We start from the raw sequence: 25,853 nt of genomic DNA on the forward strand, positions 1-25,853 counted from the left end.
AGGTTTTTAATCAGCTGACAGCCAATGGCGGTTGTCGCGTATTTAAAACGACGCTATCGGGCAACGACGCCCCTGTTACGCACGCTTTTGCGATTCTTTGCAAAGAGGTGCGCGACAGGGGCGTTTTTTTGTTTGGTGCTCAAGCAGCCGCAAAGACACAGAGGAGCCACCCATGGAAACTACTTCCCGGTGCTCATCCAACGACCATCTGGTGGTCATTGGCAATGGTATGGCAAGCCACCGCCTAATTGAGGCGTTGGTAAAACAGCCCACACGCCCCCAGCGCATCACGGTGATTGGCGCAGAGCCAAGCCCTGCCTACAACCGTATTCTGCTTTCGCCACTGCTGGCCGGTGAGATGCAGCAGGAGGCGCTTACCCTGCACGATACCCAGTGGTACGCCGAACAGGGCGTTACGCTGATACTGGGTGAAAAGGTTGAGATGCTTGATCGCACACGCCAAACATTGACCACCGATAGCGGCCGAGCGCTTGATTACGATCATTTGGTCATCGCCACCGGCTCGCGCCCAGCGCTGCCCGATGTTCCTGGGATAGAGCTTGAGGGCGTACATGGCTTTCGCAACCTGCAAGATGCCGAATCACTAGAAGCCATTGCCCAGCGTGGCGGTGACGCTGTCGTGATTGGCGGCGGCCTGCTGGGTCTTGAAGCGGCTGAGGGGTTACGTAAACGCGGCAGCGACATCAACGTAAGCGTGCTCCAGCGCAGCGAGCGGTTGATGAACCGTCAGTTGGATACCACCGCCGCCCACCTGCTTAAAGACACCCTCACTCAACGCGGTCTACAGATCATCACCGGCGCGCAGTTAGCGAGGCTAGAGAGTGACGCCCAGGGTCGGGTCGCCAAGGTGCAGCTTGCCGATGGCCGCCAGTTGAACGTCTCCAGTGTGATCGTTGCCGCGGGCATTACCCCTAATGCGGAACTTGGCCGCCAGGCAGGTCTGCGCACGGATCAAGCTATTGTGGTGGACGAATGGCTCACCACCAGCGACCCGGCGATCTCAGCACTGGGCGAGTGCTGCCAGTTCGATGGCACCACCTACGGCTTAGTGGAGCCGATCTGGCGTCAGGTAGAAGTGCTCGCCGCGACGCTGTGCGGCACGCATACCCAAGGCTACGCGGATGCTCCCAGCGCTACCAAACTCAAAATTAGCGGTGTAGCGCTCTACGCCTTTGGCCCCACCGAGGCCAGCGCCGAGCATGACGTACTGAATTACCACGATCTTGAACGCGGCGACTACCGCCGCCTGCTGCTACGCGACGGCCAGATTGAAGGCGCGGTGCTTTACGGCGACACCAGCCAAGGCCCCTGGTACTTCGAACAGGCGCTCGCGGGTACCGATCTCAACGCTTACCGCCAAGCCTTGTTGTTTGGTGGTGCTGATGTCGAGGTGCTCCGCGAAGCATCTCAACACAGCCCTGATGCTTCTGAGCTCTCTTCAAAACAATCTTCTTCAAAACACTCTTCTCATACAACGTCGGAGGCGGCTTAAATGTCTACCCAACAGCAGCTTATTATTATTGGTAACGGCATGGTCGGCCACCACCTGGTCGAACAGTTAGTCGATAACGGCGCCCTTGAGCGCTATCAGGTCACCGTGTTTGGCGAAGAGCGCCACCGCGCCTACGACCGGGTGCATCTGTCTGAATACTTCAGCGGCCGCAATGCCGATTCGCTAGCGCTTTGCGAAGCGGATTACTACGCCACCAGCGGCGTGGAGCTGCGCACAAGCGAAGCCGTCATTGAGATCGACCGCAACTCACAAGAGGTGGTCACCGAACAAGGCCGTTACCCTTACGACCGCCTGGTGCTGGCTACCGGCTCCTTCCCCTTTGTGCCGCCGATTCCCGGTAATGACCGCGATGGTTGCTTGGTTTACCGCACCCTGGACGATTTAGACGCCATCCAGGCGGCCGCCGAAAACGCCACCACCGGCGTGGTCGTGGGTGGCGGTCTGCTTGGTTTGGAAGCAGCAAATGCCCTGCGCGGGTTGAACCTGGATACCGCCGTGGTGGAGTTCGCCTCACGCCTAATGCCGATGCAGGTGGATAACGAAGGCGGCGAGCTACTGCGGGAAAAAATCGAAGCGCTGGGCGTACAGGTGCTTCTTGAACGGGCCACACAGCGTATTGAAGATGGCGAGGCAAGCCGCCACCGCATGGTCTTCCAAGACGACAAAGTGCTGGAAACCGACCTGATTGTGTTCTCAGCAGGCATCCGCCCCCGCGACCAGTTGGCCCGTGACTGCGGCCTGGAGATTGGTGAACGCGGCGGCGTGGTGGTGGATAACCAGTGCCTGACCAGCGACCCGGCCATTCTGGCGATTGGCGAAGTGGCACTGTGGAACCAGAGCATTTTTGGTCTGGTGGCCCCCGGCTACCAAATGGCCAAAACCGCCCTTTCAACCCTGACCGGCGGTGATAGCCATTTTGGCGGCGCCGACATGAGCACCAAGCTCAAGCTGCTGGGGGTGGACGTAGGCTCAATTGGCGACGCCCATGGCAACCAGAACCCCGGCGCGCGGATGTTTCGCTACCTCGACCCGATCAAGCAGGAGTACCGCAAGCTGGTGGTTTCCAGCGACGGTAAAAAACTGCTCGGCGCGATGCTGGTGGGCGACAACGGCGTTTACGACACGCTGTTGCAGTACTACTCCAACGGTATTGAGCTACCCGATGAGCCCGCCTCGCTGATACTGCCACAAAGCAGTGGCGGAGCGCCCACCCTCGGCCCCGGTGCGCTGCCGGAAACCGCCACTATCTGCTCCTGCCATAACGTCTCCAAGGGCGATATTTGCGCCTCCATTGATGCGGGTGCGATAGATTTAGGCGGGGTGAAAGGCGATACCAAAGCCAGCACCGGCTGCGGCGGCTGTACGGCGCTGCTTAAAAGCGTGGTTGACCATGAGCTGGAAGCCCGCGGCGTCGAAGTCGATAAATCGATTTGCGAACACTTCGCCCATACCCGTCAGGAGCTTTACGATATTGTGCGCGTGGAAGGCATCAAAACCTTCACTGACTTGATTGAAAAACACGGCAACGCCGACACCCACCGCCTGGGCTGCGACATCTGCAAACCCGCCGTGGCGTCCATTCTGGCCTCCTGCTTCAATGAGCCGATCACCGACGCGGCGCATATTCCTCTGCAGGATACCAACGACACCTTTATGGCCAACATGCAGAAAAACGGCACCTACTCGGTAGTGCCGCGTGTTGCCGGTGGCGAGATTACCCCAGACAAACTCATCGTGCTGGGCGAAGTGGCCAAAAAATATAGCCTCTACTCCAAGGTCACCGGCGGCCAGCGTATCGATCTGTTCGGCGCCCGCCTGGAAGACCTGCCGGATATCTGGAGCGAGCTGATTGCGGCGGGCTTCGAGACTGGCCACGCCTACGGTAAATCGCTGCGCACGGTAAAATCCTGCGTAGGCAGCACCTGGTGCCGCTACGGTGTGCAGGACAGCGTCGGCATGGCGATTCAGTTAGAGAACCGCTACAAGGGCCTGCGCTCACCCCACAAGATCAAGTTCGGCGTTTCCGGCTGCACCCGCGAGTGCGCCGAAGCCCAGAGCAAAGACATCGGCATTATCGCTACCGAAAACGGCTGGAACCTCTACGTTTGCGGTAACGGCGGCATGCGCCCCCGCCACGCCGAACTGTTCGCCACTGACCTGGATGACGAGCAGCTCTACCGCACCATTGATCGCTTCTTGATGTTCTACGTGCGCACCGCTGACCGCTTGCAGCGCACCTCGGTATGGCGCGAAAACCTCGACGGCGGCCTGGAGTACCTCAAAGAGGTGATTCTGGAAGACAGCTTAGGCATCAACGACGAGCTAGAGCGCCAGATGCAAACCGTGGTGGATACCTACCAGTGTGAATGGGCCGACGCTATCAGCGACCCGGAGAAGCTCAAGCGCTTCCGCAGCTTCGTCAACGACGACCGCCCGGATCCGTCAATCATTATGACCTCCGAGCGCGGCCAGCTGCGCCCCGCTTAAGCGACGCTGGGCCCTGACACTGACAACGACACTGATTCTGAATAAAAACGAGGCAACCCATGACCGCAACGGCACTGAAAAAAGAGATGGATATGGCGGATGTGCACAATAGCGAGGCTTTTGAAAACCACGCTTCTGAAAACAACACGGCGTGGCAAAAAGTTTGTACCAAAGATGATCTGGTAGCGTTCTCTGGCATCGCCGCCTGGCTGGAAACCGCCGAAGGCCCCGCCCAGGTAGCTATTTTCTACTTGCCCGGGCTACGAGGAAAGGGCGATGAACTCTATGCTCTCGACCACCATGACCCCTTCTCAAACGCCAACGTGATCGCTCGTGGCATCGTTGGCGACCTTAAAGGTGCGGCGGTCGTCGCCTCGCCTATCTACAAGCAGCACTTCCGTCTTGAAGACGGCCAGTGTTTAGAGGATGAGGACGTTAAGCTACGTACCTGGAAGGTTGAATTTAAAGGTGATGAGGTGTGGGTTGAGGGGTGATAACGTTGCTTAACACTGTTAAGGACGGCCAGAACCGCTCTTAACATTATTGAAACACACCTCAATCTCAGCTTGCTTTAGAATCGACTGCATCTGGCTATCGAAAACCTGATTGCCTGATGCAGAATCTCCTTACGCTTAGGTGACGGAAGCTCTACTTTTGACGATCGTTATTTTTTTGAAGGGATTACCATACCGCACCATTTTAATATTTTCTTAAAAGAAAAACGTGAGAGTAGCGTCGTTGTTGAAGAGTGCTGAGTAGTGTCAGGATGACATAGCAACGTTTCACCTTGAATAACCGCGCAAGTTTTAGGCATTGGCTGCCCACCCTGCTCTGGCGGAAGGCTGATAACTTCATCCTCAATAAACGCTAACCACCACTGCTTCAGGCGGCGCCCAGGCTCACTGGTTAAGGGAAAGGCCTGTTCAACCAACAGCAGCTGAGAGGCAGCATGATCATACTCTGCATGATCCAATAAAAGGCTGTTTACCATAATAAAAAGCGTATGCCACGCTTGCAATTGGTCTTGTTCGGAGGGGCTCTGTTTCAGGTATTCGATAAATTCACTAAAGAAATTATTACTAAGCGCCATGGGGCTGCCTGCTTTTTCAAGGCGAGCATCATGTTGTCTAATATCGTTTAGGAAATCTTGTCGCCCTCCCCCTCTTTGCATAGAGCTAGGTTCATATTCATCGCTAGTCAATGGTGCAGTCATATACACATAGAGTTCTTGTATCAAACGTGCGCGACCCAACGCATCAGGCGCATCCAGAGCGACTTCTAACGCCAGGTTAACCAAGCGCTCGTTCAGTTCTTTGAAACAAGTGCAGATTGATGAACTAAGGTTTGCAGAACACTCTGAAACAAGCCACATTAAATGCTCATGGGGTACAAAACGACTGCCCGCTCGGTTATGAAATGCTACTAATGGCTGAGCAATAGACACCCAGTTACGGGCTTTATTTTCAGCGGTAGCGACATACTCAAAAAGCTCTTTTTCAGACTCACTTAGCTCATTCGACATTGTGTCCTCATAGGACAATCTTTTCTCTGAACTAACCGCTTGATAAATTTCAGTAGATATAGACTCAAGACCTTCTTCTAACTCTGCTAGCAAACCAGCAACATTTTCATGATACGTATCATATAAAAAAACTGCTAACTGATTGTTAGCAACATCAATTTTTTCATCTTTACTTATTGCCATTAAGACACTGCCCAGCACAGAAGCACCGTGCGGTTCAAAGGCGTTCACTACAGCATGAGCAATGCGCTTTGCATGCCATTCCAGGGCGTATTCAAGCTCTATCATCGACACTTCACTGAAGTGCCCGGCACGCCGCTGCTGGTTAATACTATCTAATAAGGTAGATTTATTAAGTTTCTGCCACTCGTATAATACATTGTTAACCGTATCAGGCTTTAATATACTTTCGGCTGTTAAATTGTGAACCGACGAGTTAAACCTAGCAAATGGTGGGCTCAGCGAATCCTCATCAAGCTGCCCCTCAACCGCTTGGAGGGCTTGGGTAAAACCAACACCTGGCAACCACGCCACCTCTGCTTTCAAACGCATAGCAGAGTCCACTAGAGCAGACTCGATCATGTTGGCCTCTTCGGCATTTAAGCAGGATTGCTGAACGTTATGCCGCAGCCGATGCTTTAAATCCGTATGGCTATTACTGGGCGAATAGTTTAAAAGGCAAAAAAGATTGTCATTTAATGAAAATGAGGAAATTTTCATTTCTCGAAGAGCGCTGACTTGCGCCTGCATACGGCCATTCATAGTACGTCCTAAATTAAAAGAGAGAAAACATTAACATCAAAAAATACAAAAACAACAACTCAGTAAAAGCACATCCTTAAATCCAACCACTTCTTTTTAAAATATGGTATAGGTTAAGAAACTGACTCCAAAACCCAGCCACACTTCTAATATCCTGATCAACCCTCTACCAAATAGACAAAATTACCATCATCAGGCTTTATTCAGACCAATTGTCAAATCAGCCTGGTTATCAACGAGCGCCTTCAGTAAACCAAAAATCCCCAGCCCGACGGGCATATAAAGAATAAACCCAAGTCCGCCAAAGTAGAGAGACACGATTAGTCCCCCGAGGGTGTAGAGCAGCATAAAAACAACCATCGCCTTCCCGAATCGCTCTCTTTTCTTCATAACACTCGCTAGGCGATCCTTGTCTTCAGTCCCAATCAGCAACTCACCTTCACAATTTGGGCAAGTAGCCTTATTGGCTTTCAAAAGGTCGGCAATCCATGGTGAATCTTCGCAGAAACAAGAGCTGCATGAGGGACACTCGAAATCAATGTTTTCAACTAAGGCTTTCTCTTCTTTTGTGCAGGCTTCTTTTTCACTCAATGCTGTACTCTCCAATACTGGGTTATTGATACACTATCGCTAAGCGACCTGGTTGCGCACCCACTCTCGGTTCTTCAGGCTGAGAGTAGCGTTTCCTCTGCATAAACCTCGGCGAAGATAGCCGTGATCGGCCGGCTTGGCTGTTGCGCATGGCGCTGTTTGACTTCTTTTGATAGACGCGTGAGCTCTTCACTGGGTTTGGCCCACTGCGCTTCGGGTAACGGCTGAGACCACTCATCAAGGCTCGCCGGTAGCGTCTTCTGTCCGGCCTTTTGGATAACGCGTATTTCCCATTCCGCCAGATGGAAGGGAATCGTCCATAGGTCGATAATGTGCCACAGGTACCACATCGTGACCTTGAACAGGCCTACTTCGCCCTCGCGGTAACGGCGGTGCAACCGGCGCCGGGCATTATGGAAGGTATGCACACCCTCGTAGGGCGGATCGCCGGGGCGATACAGGCCGTGCGGGTCTTGGAGTTCCTCGCGAGTATTGACCTCGTACTCCATATAAGCCCGCACCGCTTCCCAAAGCTCCAATGCCAATGGCATGCCGGGCTGTGATAACTCCAGGAAGTGCTGCTGCCCGGTTTCAGGCTCGATAAAGCCTATCCCCAAGCCATACTGACGCTGCACACCGTATTGTGTTACCCCCTGCGCCTGGGTCACCCAGGCTGCCACACTCTCCCAGGGCACGATGATAGGCGGCTTACCGTCACCTGGCGCAAAAGCAACCTCGCGACGCTGGCGATGGAAACGGGTGGGCACAGCCTCGCGAAACTTGAAGTGGTAGTGGGCTTTGATAAACAAGGCGAGAATCAGTATCAAGGTGCAGATCACAGAGGCCTTGGCAAAGGCTTCATTAAAAAGCCCGGCAACCCCTACATAAAATAGGGCAATATCCTTTCCAATGAACCACATTAGCCCTCCCCCCAACATTGGAATAACAAAAACAAACATTAAAAAACTAATAAAAGGGCCTCCCAGTACTACTTGCCATGTAAATGGAGTAGGGAGACTTCCACCAAAGTCAAGATAAGCGTCGTTCACTTCCCCAATAGCTTGGTTGAAATCCAGAGGTGCGTAATTCGTGGGCAAGGGAGTCGGCGACAGGTAAATAACCTTGCCACCTGGAAAGGACTCAATATCACCAGCCCGGTGGGGCTGGAGGATATCGGGCTGAGGCAAGTCCGCTGCCTTTTGGCTCATCTCTGACGTCCTTGTCGCGTTAACATGATCAGGCCTCGAGCCCCTGACGCCGGTAGGCTTCGGTGAATACCATTTCAATAGGCAAGGCAGGGTCGTATTCGCGAATACGGCACACCTCATCAGAGAGTCTGGTCAGCTCCTCACTGGGCTTGGCATACTGTTCTTCTGGCAGTGGTTTTGACCACTCCAACATCTCAGCAGGCAATAAATTAGGCCGCGCTTTCCTCAACCGCTCGTTGTCCCACTCCGTTAGATAGTCTGGCAGATTCCAGAGCTGAATGATGTCAATCGCATACCAACAGCTCCAGTACAACCAACCGATTTCACCGTTGGCCCGGCGCTGATTGATATGGCGGCGTGCATTACGCAAAGTGTGCACGCCTTCCCAGGCTGGGTCATTTTTGCCCCTGACCACTTGCGGGTCTTGCACCTCGGCAAGTGAATTAACCTCGTACTCCATATAGGCACGGATCGCTTCCCAGTGGCTGATGGCCAGGGGTTTCGCCATGGTCATAAATTCCTGTTTGAGCCACTGGCCGGTTTCAGGATTCGCGTAGCCAAATCCCATGCCGAACTGCTGCTGAACGCCGTATTGGGTTACGCCACGGGCTTCTACCACCCAGGCCATCAGCGACTCCCAGGGAACGATGACGGTTTCCTGGGTGCCCTCCAGCACAAAACACACCTCGCGGCGCTGGCGATGAAAGCGCACAGGCGGGGTATCACGCAAACGTCTAAGCCCTGTCCAGTGCCCTGAGTACATCGCTAAAAAAACAGCTCCCCCTCCCGCTATACCTACCCAGAAGCCAAATTTGGCTAACCAAAAACTAAAATCTAATGTCGCATTAGGCATCATTAGCCAAATTAAACTTGGGGCAAATAATGCGGATAAGAGAAATAAACTAAACGTCACGCCGATCAATAGCTGCCACCCAAAAGCATCCATATATCCCCCACCCACATCCAAATAGGCTTCGTTAAGGTTGCTAATAGTGCCGTTCTGATCCAGCGCCTCATGCGCCGTTGGCAGAGGGCTTGGGGCCAGGTAGGTAATACGGCCACTGGGGATGGCTTGGGTTTCCCCCGCCTGATGGGGCTGACTCGAATCGGGCTGAGGCAAGTCCGGTGCCTTTTGACTCATCTCTGACGTCCTTGTCGCGTTAACATGATCAGGCTTCGAGCACCTGACGCCGGTAGGCTTCGGTGAATACCATTTCAATAGGCAAGGCAGGGTCGTGTTCGCGAATACGGTGCACCTCTTCAGAAAGTCTGGTCAGTTCCTCACTAGGCTTGGCATACTGTTCTTCAGGCAATGGTTTAGACCACTCCAACATCTCGGCAGGCAATAAATTAGGTCGCGCCTTCATTAGCCGCTTGTTGTCCCATTCCGTTAGATAGCCTGGCAGATTCCAGAGCTGAATGATGTCAATCGCGTACCAACAGCTCCAGTACAACCAACCGATTTCACCGTTGGCCCGGCGCTGATTGATATGGCGGCGTGCATTACGCAAAGTGTGCACGCCTTCCCAGAGTGGGTCATCTTTCCCCTTGACCACTTGCGGGTCTTGCACCTCGGCAAGTGAATTAATCTCGTACTCCATATAGGCACGCACTGCTTCCCAGTGGCTGATGGCCAGGGGTTTAGCCATGGTCATAAATTCCTGTTTGAGCCACTGGCCGGTTTCCGGATGCGCGTAGCCAAATCCCATGCCAAACTGTTGTTGAACGCCGTATTGGGTCACGCTACGAGCCTCTACCACCCAGGCCATCAGTGATTCCCAAGGAACGATCACCGTTTCTTGGGCGCCCTCTAATACAAAGCACACCTCGCGGCGCTGGCGATGGAAACGTACTGGCGTCGTTTTCTTTATGCTTTGAATACTGAAGTAATGTGTTGGTAATGCAATAAGTAAGCCAGCCCCTCCCCCCCCCAGCCCTGCCCATAAAAAAAATTTATAAGTCTCCCAAATGAACTCGAAGGGTGCATCCAGCATATTTAACAGAAGAATAGTTGGAGCAAGGACTCCAAGTAATAGAAAAAAACCAAATATCCCCCCCGTGATTAACTGCCAACCAAAGACAGGCAAATATCCTCCTCCGATGTCAAACCAGGCATCGTTGAGCGTGCTAATGATGCCGTTTAGATCCAGCGCTTCATGCGCCGTTGGCAGAGGCTTTGGGGCCAGGTAGGTAATACGCCCACCGGGGATAGCTTGGGTTTCCCCCGCCTGATGGGGCTGACTCGAATCGGGCTGAGGCAAGTCCGGTGCCTGCTGACTCATAATTGATACCCTGTTTGCATTAACATAAAAAACTTAAACCTCAATTAGCTGCCAGCGACCAGGATCGCCGCGCCGCGAAAAAGTGGAAGGCGTGTAGCGCTTGCCACTGCCGTCCCCGCCACGGGGATCAATATAGATATATGCTTCGCTTGCTTGGTAGTCGCCTTCACCATCAAGTTGTTCAAGCTGGATACCGATAACCCAGTGCTCGGTGGTATAACCTCGCTCCGTGGGGCGGTGCGCGGGCGTGCTGCCCGAAAAAATGGCATGGTTATCTTTCTCGGCGTTTATTATTAGCGCCTGCGTCAACTCCGCTGAAGCATCTAACCAGCGTTCTGTGGCTTTGAGTGCGCCATCTCGTGGTCTTATTTTGACAGGTTGTACCTGCCATGCTTTAAGGGACAGGCGCACTGGGGCTTTGCCAACTAGAGGGGGCTGCAGCGCCCCAGGGGTTATCCCTGGCAAATGCAGCGCCAGAATATAGTGATCTGGGTCGCGTACAAAATTGGGTACCCAGCTATCTAAATAGACTTCTTCCAAGGTGATATGCGCCGCTTGGGTAATTCGCTGCAACTCTTGCAAGTAGTACTCCAAGCGCTCATTGCCGCCTTCTACGCCCCACGGTGAATTTAGCAACCACTGGTCATGTTGGGATATATTGTGGCGGTTATAGAACCAAGTGGCGCCAAGCTGTAAAACTGTAAAGGCCAGCCCGACGACATTAACGCGCCAGAAAACCGAGCCAAGGTAGGAGCCAGCCATCGACCATGTAGTGGCTTTGCTTAACATTACGCTAGCCCCCGTCCGGAGAGTTGAAGAGAGCCCATAACCGTAAGTTCCCATCAACCCTGCATCGCCTACCATAGACACTGCCGCTGCAATTTGAGCGTTATCGTTACCGCTACGCACGGCACTCTGCCAGTTATTATGGTTGTTATTTAGGCTAAAGGCTGCTGCTGCAAAACCAGCTAGATAACCAACAAACCCAAACCCAAAATGCATCTTACCTAACTGAGCATATACCCCGTTTGATTGGCTTGTGCTCAGCGCTCTAGCCAGAGTTTGAGCGCGTGCCTCAAACGCCGTATTGCCGATACTTTGTGCTGCCATAAAGCCTGCTGTGACAGTGGCAGTAAAGGCTCCAGCGAAATCTATTCTCGCTTTGCTTATTTCCTTATCATCACCACTACGTGCGTCATTCCATGCTTTGGAGGCAGCCCATAAATTTACCGCTTGCCCAACGAAAACCAATAGCCCAACGCCATCTCCCAACAACGCTGCGGGCGGGGCTCGATAAATGCCCTGCCGAAGGTTGCTGGTAACCCTGCCCACCGCCACCGCATTTGCTGCGTCATCAAACTCCAGTAACAACCCTGCGCTACCGGCCCCACCTTGCGATAACACCAGATCATTGGCACCCGCGTCGCCAACCGGGCTGAGTGCCGCGGCAAGTTTATGCTCGCTCGCCGCAAGGCGGCTTTGCAGATCTCTACGTTGAGCACTTAGCCTGCTGCGCTCACGACCTGACGCCTGCTGGCGCCTATTATTTAGGCTAGTCAGTTGCTGGCGCATACGAAGTGTTTCTTTGATAAGCGCCATTAGGTCATCCAGGCTGGCGGCCGACACCACAAACCTTGCCTGGTTGACCCTGGCAGCATCCACAATGCGTGCCCAGGTAGCCGGTGGATTGAGTTGGCGAAATAGATCTTCCAGAGGAGGTATTTCAACACTGCTTTGACCGGTTACTTGCGTCACCTGCTCCATGATCTTCGCAAAGCCAATACCCATCGCAGGTGAGAGGTTAGCTTGAACAGCATTGGCAAGCGCCTGCACCGAAGCAGGCAACTCGGCCACATCAGGCAACTTACCACGCTCGGCTTGTGTTAGCGTTTCTATCCAGCTTTGGATATTGGAAATAACACCATAACCAGCAGCAAAAAGGGCAGTGTAGTCTTTTATCAGCGTCGCCTGCTCCTGCAGGCTACGGGTATGGAATAGCGGCCGGTCATAGTGGGAGTTTTCGGCCAACCACTGATGGATCTGTTCGATGACGTCATCATCTCGACAGATATCGCGGATACAGGCGTATTCAGTGGAAAAGGCAGCTTCAACCTGGGCTTCATCATCTGCATCGAAATACCACGCGGCGAGATGAAAATAGCTAGAGCACAGCATTTGGGAGCGATCCTGGCTGATTTTGGCGAGCAGCTCGTTCCAACGGGCTAACTTTGGTCGCTGCTCCGCTAGGAAGGCATCCATCTCTGAACGATTAACTAGGTCATTGATACCTCGTTGTCCAAAAGAGGCCCCTTCTAACATGTCGCGTACGCGCCGATTATTGCTACGCTTCAGGTCGATTATCGTATCTAAATGCTTGTCAATGTAATCAGGATCGCCATTACTCATACTTTGTTTGGCGTAGTAGCGGCGGATAGCGTCCTGCTGTTGCTGCACTATTTCATAGGCATTTGTTCGACTGGGCTTTTGCCCAATATGGTCAATAGATGCTTGTAGGTCTTCAGGTAAGTCAGGGCTATAGGGCTGAGGTAATTGTTCATCTTCATTTAGGTAATCAAGTATTGCGCTTCTTGTACGCTCTCGATCTTCGTCATCCAACGCTTCCAAATCTTGCCACAACGCATGCTCAGGAGAACCCTCCTCGCCAGGCGCTAGCTGCTGCATGTTCTCAGCAGTTAGCTGAGTAATCGACTCTATATAGCAGCCCAACACATAGTTGCGCTCTGTGCGGCCCTCATCCTCTTCAACCCATTCGTCCAGCCAATCCACCACGTTATCCTGAAACTGCGCCAAATCACGCATAACGCCAATATCATCACGCACGATTAGGCAGAGGCACTCGTCACGATCCTCCACCTCATGCTGAGCTAGCAGCTTGCCTAAACGCGTTTTGTGGTAGTAGTGATCATTTTCCCAGAGATAGGGCTCCGCCTCATGCTCGTAACCTTCTTCCGGCACCTCTAGCTCGGCGTCTTCTGCAAACTCGGCTACCCACTCTTCTGCCTGGGCTGTTGTGATCAGATCCCTGCCGCCACCTGTGACTGGGTTGGCACTGGCAAGATTGACCGCTTGCATAAAGGCATCGCGATCCTCTTCGCTTTCCTGCACCTGGGCGCGTTTTGCACCTGTCCACTGGATCTCTGAAAAGCAGACGTAAAGCGTGCGGTTGGTCTCGTATTCGAGCTTGCCGCCATTGTGCCCCTTGAGGGTGTCCCCTTGATCGCGATACTCGTACTCGTGCAGTTCGTTGCTTTCGCCATCCAATACATAGAGAAAGCCATTGCGCAGCAGGCGTATCCCTAGCGGGCGAGCTGTCAGTGAGTAAGGCATGCTTTTTTCGGGCTCAAGCTCTTCTACAATGCCGTAACGTAGCGGTACCAGCCGTACCTTGCCGGTAAAAAGAGGGCAAGTAGCGGCTTCTTCGCTATCCCGCGAAGAGAGTTCGTGGGCGGCAAATTCGGCATTGTCACGGTCATCTGAGGGACGTTCAAACGCAGACATCGTTAGCTTCCTTATATCGCCGCAGCGGCGGTGTTTGGTGACCCAGTTTTTGGTGAAGTAGTGGCTAGCGCTTGCTTTAGGCGCTGCAGGGCTGAATCGCTGCTGTCGATTAACAATGGATAAACCGAATGCTGTTCTAGCGCTTCCCAGGAGGTGAGGTTCAAACGAGCCATTAAGGTGCACAGCAGCGCCCACTCTTTAGGCGAGTTAAAGCCGTAATGACGCGCGTCCTCAACTAATAACGCGAGTAACCGAAAACGCTGTAGGGCTGAGTCGGCACATGGCCATCCGTCATGATGCTGTTCTACAAATGTCATCAGGTGGCGAATGTCGCGGCGTCTATTGCAGGCCTGCAATCGTTGGTGCTGCTCTTCGCTCAATTGATAGCCGCTAACATCAATCATTAGCGGTGCCGTGGCGGAGTGCCCGGGCTCTGGATGCTGCCACGCGCTCTTCACTGCATCCGGCAAATGTAATTGCTGTATGGGCCCCCATGGGGCCGTGGCCGTTGAGCTATTATTCGGCAGCATGGCGGCAATAACAGCGGGGTCAGCCACTCTTAGCATCATGGGTGCTCCCAAGGGGTGTAACACGACCAATAGTTGGCGGTAGTGTTTTGCCACGTCGGTTAGAGAGGCGTCACTTTCGATTAAATAGCCCCACTCAGGCAGCGTTCCTTGAGCCAGATAGCTTTTCAATACCAAATCCTGGGGCCCCGAAAGCTGGATTAGCCATGGTGAAATGTCATTCAATGATGACAAGGGCGTGCCTGCATAAAGTAATTCAGCGTTTAGGTTGCCGTCTGACCAGGTATATAAGCGCTGTGCGATTTTTTTGACCCTTACGCCATCTAATATAAGAAAAACGTTTCGGTTACGCGGCCATTGCCAACTTGTGGCGTTGAGCAAGTGGGTAGGCTGATTAACAGTGGCCATGGTTACTTCGCCTCCTTACGAGGGGAGCACAGTGGGCATAACGCACTTTCTTGCAACAGCGCGGCGTATTGCGTAGCTGGCTCAATAGCACTACTTAGCAACGGCGAATGCCCTATCGCCTCTGCCCGGTCATGATCTTTACCTTCTAGCACCGGTGGCAGTTTGGGCGGCTCAGCCGCCTGCCCGGTGCCGTTACCGGGGCTGCCACCGGCGTTGATCTTGACCTGGGGGCCGACGATGGTGATGCCGCTGGCGTCCAGCTTGATAAAGCTGCCACCCACCTTGAGGGTGATTTCGCTACCGGCTTCGAGTACCGCTTTTTGGCCCGACTTGATATGCAGTTCCTGGCCACTTTCGCTTAGCCAGGCCTGCCCGGCACGCATATGCATAGTGCCTTCAACATTTAAATGCTGGGCACCTTCGGTGTGCTCAAAGCGGTGGCGGTGCACCGTGTGGTGCTCGTCGTTGTCGATCTCACTGATGCGGTCGTTGTGCACTTTGAGATGGCTATCTCGTTTGATCTCCTCGGTGCGGTCGTTAAGGGTGAGCAGCTCCAGATCTTTTTGGGCGTGAAACCAGATCTGCTCTTCGCCGGTGGCGTCCTCAAAGCGCAGTTCGTTAAAGCCTTCCGACTTATGGCTCTGGGTGCGGATCACCGTGCGGGTCTTGTTGGCCGGCAGCGGGTAGGGCGGGGTGTTCACCGCGTGGTAGGTGCGACCGGTGACCAGCGGTTGATCGGGGTCGCCCTCTAAAAACGAGACAATGACCTCATGGCCGATCCGCGGGATCGCCATGCTGCCGTAGCCACCGCCTGCCCAGCCCTGTGCCACCCGCACCCAGCAACTGGCAGTCTCGTTGGGTTCGGCATAACGATCCCAGGGGAACTGCACCTTGACCCGACCGTGTTCGTCGCAGTAGATCTCTTCGCCTTCCGGGCCGACCACAAAGGCCACCTGGGGGCCATCGACCCGCGGCTTGGGGTTGGGCACCGGGCGGAAGGTCTGATCCTTGGGCATGATCACCAGCTCGTTATAGTAGCGGGTCATCTGCTCGCCTGCTTGCGCTGAACTGGCTCCACTTCCATTACCGCCCCGGGCCATACCGTCCTCTTCCAACGCCTGGGGCTGCTCGCCGTGGTGCACCACCGAGACCACCTGCCAAGCACGGTTAAGGCTATCGATATCGTGGTCGGTGAGGGTAAAGCAGATGCCGGGGGCGAGCTCGGGCAGGTCACTCTCGGCCTCGGCGGTGGTGGCGTCGGCGCGCAGGGACTCTAAGCGGTGGCGGGTAAACGGCTTGCCGGAAGCGTCCTTCTTATAGCGGCCGGGGTAGTCGAAGTGCTCGTAATCCTCCCGTTGGGCGTGTTCGCCCAGCCCCGGCGACTGATGTTCGTGGACCTGGGCGTAGGGCGGGTTCTTAAAGGTGTAGTCCTTGAGCATCGCCGAGGCGGGGCGCACCCGGCTAACCTGACGCAATTTACGCAGGTGGCGTCGGGGCGGTGTGCCCCCGGCGCGACTGTGGTAGGTGCGTTCGCCCACGCTGGGCAGCACCACGGTGGCATCGGCAAATACCAACTGGTGTTTACCGCCCTCGGTGTTCTCAAACTCATGAAAATAGAAGCAGCCCTCTTCGGCGGCTAAACGCTCGATAAAGGCCAGATCGGTCTCGCGGTACTGAACCAGAAACTCCCGATCAAGGGGCGTGCGGGTGGTGGCAAAGCCGATATCGGTGAGGCTACGCTCATTAGCGAGGGTGGTGATGGCATCAAACGGCGAGGTGTCCTGAAAGATACGCGAATTATGGCGCAGCGATAACCGCCACAGTGCAGGGCGAATCTCCACCCGATAGAAGCTGCGCCGGTGTCCCCTATCGCCGCGGTGCAGCTCTGAAATCATCCCATGCACGCGGCGTAGTGGCTCGCCGTCCTGCCAAATGGTCAGCGTAGCGTTTTGATCCAAACAGTCGCTGGGCGACAGGTCGTGGGTGCGGCTGGCAAACTCAACCGAGAGCGAAAACGGCTCAGACAGCGCCTCACGATGGGTAAAGCGCACCACGGCGGTGTCATCGGCCCCGGGTAGGGTCAGGGTAAATTGCAGGCCGGTGTTATCCGCCATCGCTCCGCTCCTTGGATCATCAACTGCTAATGAGAGGCAGTCAGGATAGCGAGCCAGGGGCAGAGGGCAACCCCTTGAGGGCACGAAGCGTCAATGTCTTACACGCTTGTAAGAGATCTCTTACAAAATAGGGCCGAAGACTCATCAAACAGGCAGCCAGCATTCAATAAGCCACTGACGTTGTGACCAACAAAGTTGCTATGCTTATTGGCTATTTTGACTATGTACACTGGAAGAAACCTTCGTGAAGACAGAATCAAGCACTCTAGCGTTCTCCGCTTTTATGGCGCTGTTAATTGGTTGTGCAGGCATCGTGGCCACACTCGCCTCCAACTCCCAGGCGATCCTACTGGATGGGCTGTTTAATCTGATCTATTTCAGTGTTGCCCTGGTGACGATCAAGGTGAGCAAGTTAGCCAGCCGCCCCGATAGCGAATCCTACCCGTTCGGCTATAGCTACTTTGAGTCGCTGGTGAATCTGTGCAAAGGGCTGCTTATTTTAGGCGTGTCTATTTTTGCCTTGGTCGATGCCATTGCCGCCCTGCTCACCGGCGGCCGAGTGATCGCGGCGGGTTTGGCAGTCCTATATGCCCTGTTTGCTACCTTTGCCTGCTCGCTGACAGCCTGGGTGATGCACCGTAGCCAGCGTCACGTAAGCAGCCCTTTGATAGCGGCAGACAAACTCAACTGGGTGGTCAACAGCGTCATTTCTGCTGCAGTGTTAACGGCATTTTGCCTAGTGATGGTGTTTGATCGCTTAGGCTGGCAAGCGATTTTGCCCTATGTGGATTCAGTATTAGTCATTGCGGTGGTGGTGCTGTGTTTAGGCGTGCCGGTGCGGATGGCCTCCCAAGCCTTGAACGAGCTACTCAACAAAACTCCGGAAGAGGCTATCGCGGTGCCCATTCGCCAAGCCGTGGCGAATGCCCTGGCTGATACCGACACTCAAGAGGTGCGGGTGCGCATGGTTCGCCCTGGGCGCCTGCTATATGTGATAGTGCATGTGGTACTACCCGACGCATCCGATGTTTCGGTCTCCACCCAGGATTTACTCAGGACACGCGTCGATGACGAGGTGCGCCGCTACTACTCTCCCGTGGTGTGTGACGTGGTGTTTACTGCCAACACCCGCTGGGCAGCGCCCTCCTGTGGTCTATTGGTAGAGAAGCAACCATAGATCAGTTGTCCAAGTTACCGAGCCTTGCGCAGTAGAACTAGCGTGGCGATCACGCCAACCAGCAGCGCAAGGCCAAATAGCGTTAACGCCAAGGTATGCCCTACAGCATCAATGAGTACCCCAGTAGTGATCACCGGGATACTGAAGCCCAGATAGGCCATCAGGAAATAGCCCGCGCTGGCTTGGGTGGCTTGTTGACTAGCCGAGCCGTCCGCAATCGCCAACACGCCGCTTAATCCCCCCAGGTAGATAAACCCATAGCAAGCGCTACTGGCTGCTACCGTGCCCAGCAGCACCGCCGCAAGATAACCATGAACTGCTCCCCAGGCGATCAACCCATAGGCAATCGGCAAAATCACCAGCCCCAGTCGGGTAGCGCTGCGCGGCGCAAGTCTTCTCGCCCAGGGCTGAAACAGCACCCCGCAGCTGCAGATACCGAAGGTGGCGAAGCCACTCCAGGCGGATAAACCGTGTTGGCTTAATGCCGAAGGCAGAATCGCAATCACTAGCCCCACCAACGCCCAGGCCAACAAAATCGCCAACCCATAGGAGATAGCCCCTTGGGGATAGCTGGGCAAACGCAGCATAGGACTTTTAGTGGTGCTCGGTGCACGATCCTTAAGCGTGGTGACCACCACCAGCGCCAACGAAGCGGTAGCCAAATAAATCCACAGGCTGGGTGGCGATACGCTTGGGGTGTGGAAAACAAACAGGCTAGTCACCGCGGCCCCTAGCCCAAACCCGAGAGCGGTACTGGCCGTTACATAGTTAGTCGCCACACGGTTGTCCTCACCACCCAACAGCATCTGCATATAAGCGGGAGCTACCGCAGACGTTAGCCCCGTACTGATACCCAGCAGAAAGCGTGCAACACCCAGCGCCAGCAAACCGGGCGCTATCAGGGTGATCCCGGTCGCCAGGAGACATAACAACAGCGCAGTCATAATTAGTGGCTTGCGCCCTACCCGATCGGCCAAGCCATTTAACCCCAGCAACACCGGTATAATGCCCACCACATAGCAGGCAAAAGCGATGCTGGTGGCGCCAACGCCCAAGCTATCCCGCGCCGCCAGCGCATCGTAAAGAGGGGCCTGTAAATTAACCGCCGTGGTAATCGTACATAGCGCAAACGCCAGGCAGGCTGCGCTCCTTTTATTGTTAGCGCGATTGACAGTGCGGCTCATGGCTAAGTCCTAAATAAGTAAGTCATTGAACCGCTACCCTCCCACGCTTACTGCACAGCGGTAAGGTACACTTAACCTCCACTTTCCAGACACTGTTCCGCCTTTTTAGTGAACAGTTGAAAGCCATAGGGAACGTTATGAAACTAGAGGTTAATCGGCACGCCACAACGCCCATCGCCCAGCAGCTCGAAGCGGGTATTCGCGCTTGGATTGCAGCGCACGGTGCCGGTGGTGGCCGTCGTTTACCCTCTATTCGTCGCTTAGCCGCCACCCACCACATCAGCCGTAATGCGGTGATTGAAGCCTACGAACGGCTTGTCGCTTCTGGCTTAGTGCGTTCACGACCCGGTTCAGGTTTTTATGTGGCGGATAGCGCGGCAGCACTGGTATCACAACCCGCAGCTACGAGCGGATTGGAAGAGGTCACCAACGGGCTATGGGGGCTTTTCAGTGCCAATGAGCACACGCTCAAGCTGGGCTGCGGCTGGCTGCCCAGCAATTGGCGCGAAGGCGATGACCTCACTCACGCCATTCGCCAAGTGGCACGTAAAAGCCGTTCGGGGATTTTCGAGTACAGTACTCCTCAAGGGCCGCAGGATTTACGCGGCTTAATCCAGGAACGCCTGCGCCCAATGGCGATTACTGCGGACGCCCAGCAGATCGTGATGACCGGTGGCGGTAGCCATTCGCTGGATCTACTAGTGCGGATGCTTCTTGAGCCTGGCGATGTGGTCTTCGTGGAATCACCAGGCTATTACAATCTGTTCGGCCTGCTGCACTTACAGCGAATCCGCGTGATTGGCGTGCCGCGATTAGCCGATGGGCCTGATATCGAGCGCTTGGAGGTGTTGTTGGCCGAGCACCGCCCAAAGCTGTTCTACATCAATAGCGTTTTTCACAACCCCACGGGCAGCACGCTAACCCCGGCGGTGGCGCACCGAGTGTTACAGCTCGCCGAGCAACACGATTTTCAGATTATTGAAGATGATATCTACGCGGATTTTCAGCACACCCCCACCACCCGCTTGGCAGCGCTAGACGGTTTGAGCCGGGTGTTCTACCTGGGCAGCTTTTCGAAAAGCCTTTCCTCTTCACTGCGAGTAGGCTTTGTCGCCGCCCCCGTGGCTTGGGTGCAGCGCCTTGTGGATATCAAGATGTTGACCAGCATCTCCGCTTCGCGGTTTGCCGAGCAAGTGGTCACCACCCTGCTACAAAACGGCAGCTACCGGAAGCTTACCGAACGGCTGCGCATCAAGCTCGCCAATCAAATGGCAATGGCACTAACGATGCTGAAAAATGCCGGCTGGGAGGTGTATACCCAACCGGCTGGTGGGATGTTTGTGTGGGCAAAACCACCGGTAGCCATCGCCCCTGAAACCCTGAGTGAACTGGCTAACCGGTGGGAAATCACGCTATCGCCGGGGCATCTGTTTTTTGCCGATCACCAGCCAACACCCTGGCTCCGGCTTAATGTAGCCTATATACAAGATCCCAGAGCCAAAGGGTTTATTGAGGCGGCAAGTTAGGATTAAAGCGGCCCTTCTGATATCGCTGAAGGGGGCTGGTAACCCCCCGTTAATTACAGCTCGCGTTTGCCGTCAACTAACCGCGACACCTTCAGCGGGTTGCCCTCTTTCAGCGCATCGGGCAGTAAGCCTTCTGGCAGGGACTGGTAACAAACCGGACGTAAGAAGCGGTGAATAGCCGCCGAACCGACGGAGGTCGAGCGCGAATCAGAGGTGGCCGGGAACGGGCCACCGTGCACCATGGCATGGCACACCTCGACACCCGTGGGCCAACCATTGGCGAGAATACGCCCTGCCTTGCGCTCAAGCGTAGGCAGCAGCGCTTTAGCGGCATCCAAATCGGCGTCGTCCATATGCAGTGTGGCGGTGAGCTGGCCTTCCAGCTGTTCAGCAACACGTTTTACTTCCGACGCGTCTTCGCACTCAACAATCAACGAGCTGGCACCGAACACTTCCGCTTGCAGCGCTTCAGATGCGAGGAAATCGCTCGCTGAAGCGGCAAACAGTCCTGTCTGGCACTGATAGTCGCTGCCCGTCTGGCCGCGGGCGATTTCGCGCACTTTAGCTGCGCCGCTCAGGCTGGTCACGCCCTCTTGATAGGCGCGGTGGATACCCGGTGTCAGCATTGTCTGCGCGCCGCTGGCTTCCACAGCGCCTCGCGCTGCCTCAATGAAGGCATCCAACTCAGGACCTTTTTCCGCAATGACCAAGCCAGGGTTGGTACAGAACTGGCCCGCGCCCATATTGAGTGAGCCAACAAAGGCTTCGCCCAGCGCTTTACCGCGCGCTTTAAGTGCCGCCGGTAGCAAGAAAACAGGGTTAATGCTGCTCATCTCAGCGTAGACCGGGATCGGCTGAGGGCGTGCTTGCGCCGTTTTCATCAACGCCATACCGCCACTGCGCGAGCCGGTGAAACCAACCGCTTGAATACGCGGATCATCCACCAGCGCCTGGCCAATTTCGTTACCGGCGCCAAACAGCAGCGAGAAAACACCTTCCGGTAAATTGCAGGCTTTTACGGCTTTTTGAATCGCCTGGCCCACCAGCTCAGAGGTGCCTGGGTGCGCAGAATGACCTTTCACCACCACTGGGCAGCCAGCCGCTAGGGCCGAAGCGGTATCACCACCCGCAACCGAAAATGCTAGCGGAAAATTGCTGGCACCGAAGACAGCGACAGGCCCCAGGGCGATATGACGCTGACGCAGGTCAGCACGCGGCAGCGGTTGGCGATCCGGCATGGCCGGGTCGATGCGTATATCAAGCCATTCACCGGCACGCACTACTGAAGCGAACAGTCGCAGTTGCCCGCAGGTTCTGCCTCGCTCACCCTCGATGCGTGCCTGGGGCAGGCCCGTTTCAGCCATGGCGCGCTCAATCAGCTTACTACCGATCGCTTCTATTTCACTGGCGATGGTTTCTAAAAACGTAGCGCGCTCTTCGAGAGACGTTTCGCGGTAGATGGCATAGGCCGTTTCAGCCAGCTCGCAGGCTTGTTCAACATGGGCTCGACTGCCGCCAGTATAGACAGGCTCTAGTTTTTCACCGGTGGCTGGGTTAACAGCTTGAATATTGGCTTGGGTGCCGGTCACTGATTGTTGACCTATCAGCATTTCGCCTCGAATCGTCATATGTTGCTCCTTATATGGGTCAGTGGTATCACTGGTCGCGATACTGGGCGTATGTATTGCGCGCCCGATTAAGGTGCTGGTACATGGTTTCGCGGGCTGCTTGAGCATCACGAGAAAGAATAGCTTCGAGAATGTAGGCGTGCTCTTCCTGAACTCGCTCTAAATAGCGCTCTGAGGAGATCGGGTTAATATCAATACTCAGCAGCTTGGCGCGGGGAATCACGCTCTGACTCCACTGCTTGTAGAAAGATTGAAAGAAAGGATTTTTGGTCGCCGTGGCAATCGCAAAGTGAAACAAATAATCCTCTTCTCGAGCTTGGGTTTTTGCAGCATACGCATTGCTAAAAGCAAGGTGCTGCGCTTCGAGCCGTTGACGATCTTCATCATCATGGCGTAAGGCAGCCAGTTCAGCTGCCGCTGGCTCTAAGGTTAGCCGCAGTTCCAGCAGGTGCAAGATATCTTCCACGGTGGTCGGGTTTATCCGCTCTGCAGGCCGCGCCTCTACCGTAGAAGAGCGCAGCACCGAAGTGCCTACACCACGTCGGGTCTCAACAAGCCCCAGGGATTTAAGGTGTGTGATGGCCTCACGTATGACTGTGCGGCTAACGCCAAAGGAGTCACAAAGACTGTTCTCAGTGGGCAATTTTTCTCCCACGCCTACTTTCCCCTGGGTGATCAACGCTTCCAACTGGTCGGCCACGTGCACGGACAAGCTTCCCTGCTGTGTCACTTTACTTATTTGAAGCGGTTTTAGGGCGGATGCCGCTGCGCTGGTTTTGACCATGGAAGCTATCCTTCATTAATATCCAAGTTGTATTATATCGTACAACCTAGGTCTTGAAAGTGCCAATAAACGGCTTCTGAATGACCCCAGACAGCCTGTTTTCTATTTTTAATGCCATCACGAGTAATAACAAATATTTTTTCATACCAGATATAACACATCATACAAGAAAAAAGGTAGGTCTGGTTATTGTGCCAAGCAAGCATAACTAACGAAATCTAAACCAAAGTTAAAGTAGCACTTTGATAAAAATCAAGCTCATCAACATTACGGTCTCACATACCTTATCCCCCCTTGCTTATGGCGCAATCGGTGCATGCTTTTTGTTGCGGTCTTGTATGATGTAATACAACATGTGATTCATAGAGGGATCCAAAGGCGATAAGACTTAACGCAACCCTCATACCGGCGAGATCACACAAGGTTCTTTACTTGCATAGCGCCACCTTGGGTGGATAACCCGCAGCCCTTAATAGAGTAATCATCAAGGAGTATCACCATGCTGTATGACCACCGTACCTATACCTGCACCCCAGGCACGTTGAAGAAACAGATGGCGCTCTACGAAGAGCATGGCTGGGCCATCCAAAAACGTCACCTTGGCGAACCTCTGCTATACGGGCCGGTAGAAACCGGCAATGTGAACTCCTATGTGCATATATGGGTGTTCAAAGATGCCGCTGACCGTAGCCAGCGGCGCGCCGCCATGCAGAGCGACCCAGAATGGGCCGCCTATCTCAAGAAAAGTGCCGAGGCGGGTTATCTAATTAGCCAGGAAAACAAGATTGTTGTCCCCGCCCCCTTCTTTAAAGACTGATTTCTTGATTAGCAGGTCTCTTCATGAAGTGGTTCCTTTATGAACGAGCTTTAGCTGAACGCAGTGCTGTGACGGTAGTGCGTGTTGAAATACGTTCCGGGTCAGTCACAAGCTCGATCACGGCAGGGCGACCCGAGGCCATGGCCCGCTCCAGAGCGGGCTTGAAAGCGGCCGTATCGATAACACGTTCGAAATGCGCGCCAAGCCCTGCTGCCAATTGGCCAAAGTCTGGATTCACCAGATCGGTTCCCGAAACGCGATTAGGATGTTCACGCTCCTGGTGCATGCGAATCGTGCCGTAAGTACCGTTGTTGAATAGCAGCACGATGGGCCGGCCACCATGCTGTACGGCGGTGGCAATCTCAATACCGCTCATCATAAAGCCGCCGTCGCCGACAAACGCCAGCACACACTTATCGGGCTCGCGTAAAGAAGCTGCCACAGCGGCAGGTACGGAATACCCCATTGCCCCGCAGGTTGAGCCAATAATCCGACCAGGACGCTGGTAAGCCAGAAAGCGCTGCGCCCAACCGGTATGGTTTCCGGCGTCCAGAGTGACGATACACTCCTTCGGTAGACTGGCGCGCAACGCATGCATCGCCGCTCCCATATCGAGCGGGTAATCGTGTGACGGAGGCAAAATATCGGCAAGATACTCATCTCGCAACGTTTTGCACCACTCACTCCAACGGCTGCGCTGCCCCCAGTCGTGAGCGGCTAACGCTGCAGCCAGCTTATCAGGGGCCGAAACAACGCCCAGCGCCGGACTAAACACACGGCCTATCTCATCCGGGTCAATATGCACGTGTATCAGCGTCTGGCTGGGGTTTGGTGAAGTCAGCGTGGTGTAGGTTCGGGTGGTCATCTCGCCTAACCGGGCTCCGACAACGAGTAGCAGATCGGCCTCGGCTAGGCGCTTTATCAGTGACGGCACCACGGCGGTGCCGAAATCACCCACATAGCATTCTGAGGCATTATCCAGAATATCCTGACGCCGAAAGGAGCAGGCCACTGGAATGCCGTTAGTTTCAGCGAAGGTGCGTATCTGCCCGCAGGACTCAGCTGTCCAGCCCGATCCACCGACCAACATCATCGGACGTTCGGCACGGGAGACCAGGGCAGCGATTTTCTCGATTTCCTCCACGGCAACGCCCGGCCTTGACGGCGTGTAGGGAACAGCGTCTTCGACTTCGACGATATCGGTCAGCATATCCTCAGGTAGCGCCAGCACCACCGGGCCTGGGCGGCCTGACGTCGCTACCCGGAAGGCGCGCGCCATGTATTCGGGAATTCGACTCGCATCCTCTATCTGTGCCACCCACTTAGCCATACCGCCGAACATCACCCGGTAGTCGATTTCCTGAAACGCCTCCCGATCCATAGAGTGACGGTCGACCTGGCCGACCAAAAGAATCATTGGCGTCGAATCCTGCTGGGCAATATGAACGCCAATAGCGGCATGGCAAGCGCCAGGCCCGCGTGTCACCAGGCAAATTCCAGGGCGCCCCGTCAGCTTGCCATAAGCCTCGGCCATATTCGCCGCTCCGGCCTCGTGCCGCGCATTGTAGAGGGTGAAGTGTTCACGCTGATCATAAAGCGCATCAAGCACTTCCAGGTAGCTCTCTCCGGGCACACAGTAGCCACTATCAGCCCCGTGGATCAGGAGTTGGTCAACCAGTACTTTTCCCCCGGTACGCGGTAGTGGGCGAGTTTTTGTTGTCATGTTGGCATCCTAATGGCAGAGAAGAGCGCCCCCAGCCGTTCGTGATGATCAATACAGGAG

Annotated in this window: 18 protein-coding genes; 6 read left to right on the plus strand and 12 right to left on the minus strand. The window is 54.7% G+C overall.

From position 1 onward, the window contains the following. Positions 1–172 precede the first annotated feature (172 nt). From ACW17M_RS12300 to nirD, 3 genes are read left to right on the plus strand one after another with little or no spacing between them, the layout of a single operon-like run. Positions 173–1,513 (plus strand): NAD(P)/FAD-dependent oxidoreductase, encoded by a 1,341-nt coding sequence (locus ACW17M_RS12300; protein WP_457547520.1) that lies wholly within the window; start codon positions 173–175, stop codon positions 1,511–1,513. Then, positions 1,514–4,021, plus strand: a complete 2,508-nt coding sequence (gene nirB / locus ACW17M_RS12305) for a nitrite reductase large subunit NirB (RefSeq protein ID WP_457547521.1) — start codon at positions 1,514–1,516, stop codon at positions 4,019–4,021. It begins immediately after the preceding gene. Positions 4,022–4,080: 59 nt separating this feature from the next. Further along, positions 4,081–4,515 (plus strand): nitrite reductase small subunit NirD, encoded by a 435-nt coding sequence (nirD, locus tag ACW17M_RS12310; protein WP_027959929.1) that lies wholly within the window; start codon positions 4,081–4,083, stop codon positions 4,513–4,515. A gap of 170 nt (positions 4,516–4,685) precedes the next feature. On the opposite strand, the gene ACW17M_RS12315 is transcribed toward nirD, so the two are convergent. The 8 genes from ACW17M_RS12315 to ACW17M_RS12350 form a co-directional block, all read right to left on the minus strand. After that, on the minus strand, positions 4,686–6,305 hold the full coding sequence (locus tag ACW17M_RS12315; protein ID WP_009287160.1) for a hypothetical protein: 1,620 nt from the start codon (positions 6,303–6,305) through the stop codon (positions 4,686–4,688). 192 nt (positions 6,306–6,497) lie between these two features. After that, the gene (locus ACW17M_RS12320) at positions 6,498–6,896 is read right to left on the minus strand and encodes a hypothetical protein (protein WP_039859246.1); all 399 of its coding nucleotides are present in this window, start codon (positions 6,894–6,896) and stop codon (positions 6,498–6,500) included. 74 nt (positions 6,897–6,970) lie between these two features. After that, the gene (locus tag ACW17M_RS12325; RefSeq protein WP_457547522.1) at positions 6,971–8,104 is read right to left on the minus strand and encodes a hypothetical protein; all 1,134 of its coding nucleotides are present in this window, start codon (positions 8,102–8,104) and stop codon (positions 6,971–6,973) included. A gap of 28 nt (positions 8,105–8,132) precedes the next feature. Further along, positions 8,133–9,245 (minus strand): hypothetical protein, encoded by a 1,113-nt coding sequence (locus tag ACW17M_RS12330; protein ID WP_457547523.1) that lies wholly within the window; start codon positions 9,243–9,245, stop codon positions 8,133–8,135. A gap of 28 nt (positions 9,246–9,273) precedes the next feature. Beyond that, positions 9,274–10,386 carry a hypothetical protein gene (locus ACW17M_RS12335; protein WP_457547524.1) on the minus strand — a complete coding sequence of 371 codons (1,113 nt, stop codon included), beginning with the start codon at positions 10,384–10,386 and terminating at the stop codon, positions 9,274–9,276. A gap of 33 nt (positions 10,387–10,419) precedes the next feature. Beyond that, positions 10,420–13,905: a toxin VasX gene (locus ACW17M_RS12340; RefSeq protein WP_457547525.1), complete on the minus strand. Its 3,486-nt coding sequence runs from the start codon at positions 13,903–13,905 to the stop codon at positions 10,420–10,422. Positions 13,906–13,916: 11 nt separating this feature from the next. Beyond that, entirely contained in the window at positions 13,917–14,840 is a 924-nt protein-coding gene (locus tag ACW17M_RS12345; RefSeq protein WP_457547526.1) for a DUF4123 domain-containing protein, read from the minus strand. A gap of 2 nt (positions 14,841–14,842) precedes the next feature. Then, complete coding sequence (locus ACW17M_RS12350) at positions 14,843–16,954, minus strand: type VI secretion system Vgr family protein (protein ID WP_457547527.1); 2,112 nt, start codon at positions 16,952–16,954, stop codon at positions 14,843–14,845. A 244-nt stretch (positions 16,955–17,198) separates the two neighbouring features. On the opposite strand from ACW17M_RS12350, the gene ACW17M_RS12355 reads away from it, so the two are divergent. Then, a complete protein-coding gene (locus ACW17M_RS12355) occupies positions 17,199–18,131 on the plus strand; it encodes a cation diffusion facilitator family transporter (protein WP_342583911.1) in 933 nt (310 codons plus the stop codon). A gap of 14 nt (positions 18,132–18,145) precedes the next feature. On the opposite strand, the gene ACW17M_RS12360 is transcribed toward ACW17M_RS12355, so the two are convergent. After that, on the minus strand, positions 18,146–19,315 hold the full coding sequence (locus ACW17M_RS12360; RefSeq protein WP_457547528.1) for an MFS transporter: 1,170 nt from the start codon (positions 19,313–19,315) through the stop codon (positions 18,146–18,148). A gap of 137 nt (positions 19,316–19,452) precedes the next feature. On the opposite strand from ACW17M_RS12360, the gene ACW17M_RS12365 reads away from it, so the two are divergent. Further along, on the plus strand, positions 19,453–20,841 hold the full coding sequence (locus tag ACW17M_RS12365; RefSeq protein WP_039859242.1) for an aminotransferase-like domain-containing protein: 1,389 nt from the start codon (positions 19,453–19,455) through the stop codon (positions 20,839–20,841). Between the two features lie 53 nt (positions 20,842–20,894). On the opposite strand, the gene ACW17M_RS12370 is transcribed toward ACW17M_RS12365, so the two are convergent. Beyond that, positions 20,895–22,469 (minus strand): aldehyde dehydrogenase (NADP(+)), encoded by a 1,575-nt coding sequence (locus ACW17M_RS12370; protein WP_342583913.1) that lies wholly within the window; start codon positions 22,467–22,469, stop codon positions 20,895–20,897. A gap of 28 nt (positions 22,470–22,497) precedes the next feature. After that, complete coding sequence (locus ACW17M_RS12375; protein ID WP_022521772.1) at positions 22,498–23,253, minus strand: FadR/GntR family transcriptional regulator; 756 nt, start codon at positions 23,251–23,253, stop codon at positions 22,498–22,500. 499 nt (positions 23,254–23,752) lie between these two features. Here ACW17M_RS12375 and ACW17M_RS12380 point away from each other — a divergent pair, with 499 nt between their 5' ends. Beyond that, positions 23,753–24,070: an NIPSNAP family protein gene (locus ACW17M_RS12380; RefSeq protein WP_144810367.1), complete on the plus strand. Its 318-nt coding sequence runs from the start codon at positions 23,753–23,755 to the stop codon at positions 24,068–24,070. Between the two features lie 37 nt (positions 24,071–24,107). Here ACW17M_RS12380 and ACW17M_RS12385 read toward each other — a convergent pair whose 3' ends face one another. Further along, positions 24,108–25,793, minus strand: coding sequence for a thiamine pyrophosphate-binding protein (locus tag ACW17M_RS12385; RefSeq protein ID WP_457547529.1), 1,686 nt, complete (start codon positions 25,791–25,793; stop codon positions 24,108–24,110). Positions 25,794–25,853 lie beyond the last annotated feature (60 nt).

It is taken from the genome of Vreelandella sp. 2A-K22 (genome assembly GCF_054065485.1).